General features: G+C 78.2%; 1 pseudogene. It reads left to right on the top strand.

The annotated features are described in order from the left end of the window. Positions 1-690 (top strand): annotated as a pseudogene (locus tag EBN88_RS31050) (hypothetical protein); the annotation flags it as partial. Between the last annotated feature and the right edge of the window lie 165 nt (positions 691-855).

Consider the following 855-nt stretch of genomic DNA (forward strand, 5'->3'; position numbering starts at 1 on the left):
AGGGAGGCGGACGGCGACGGGGAGGCGGAACGTCCCGAGGCGCGGGCGGCGGCCGCCGTCGCCGAGGGCGCGGCCGGGGGCGGCGAGGGGTCGGCGTCGCCGGCGGCGGCTGTGGACCCGGAGCGGGAGCGGCAGTTGGCCCGGCAGCGGCGGGTCATGGAGAGCGCGAGGCGGCGGCGCGAGGAGGACCCGGCGCGGGCCGGGCTGCGGCGTTCGGTGCTGGTCGAGACGGCCATCGCCGTCGTGCTGCTCGGCGTCACCACCGCCCTGACCGGCACCCCGCCCGCCCGCACCGAGGCCGAAGCGCCGCCGGCGGCGGCCCGCGAGGCCGGCGGGGAGGCGGCCCGGCCCGAGCCGGTCAGCCTGCCCTACGACACCGGCGGCGCGGACGGCTCGGGCACGGCGACGCTTCAGCTGGACCCGTCGACCGTCGGGGAGAACACCCTCCACCTCTATCTGGAGAGCCCGGACGGGCAGGCGAACGGCGCCGAGGAGATCAGGATCAGTCTCACGCTGCCCGGGGAGGGCCTCGGGCCGCTCCGGTTCGAGCCCGAGCAGGTGGCCGTCGGACACTGGACCGTCGAGGGGCTGCGACTGCCGCGCCCGGGAGAGTGGGAGCTGGACCTGACCATCCGCAGCTCCGCGATCGACCAGACCACCGAGACCACCACCGTCACCATCGCCCAGTGAGCAGGACCCGCACCACCATGAGCCATCTCACCGACTCCACCGACCGCACGGCCACCGAGGGCGCCGAGGCCGCCGAGGGAACGGGCGCGCGCGCCGTCTCCCGCCGCCGGCTGCTCGGCACCGCCACCGCGACCGGGGTCGCCGGCCTCGCCGCCGGCGCGGCCG

The sequence above is a fragment of the Streptomyces triticirhizae genome (assembly GCF_003696235.1).
Classification (GTDB): Bacteria; Actinomycetota; Actinomycetes; order Streptomycetales; family Streptomycetaceae; genus Streptomyces; species Streptomyces triticirhizae.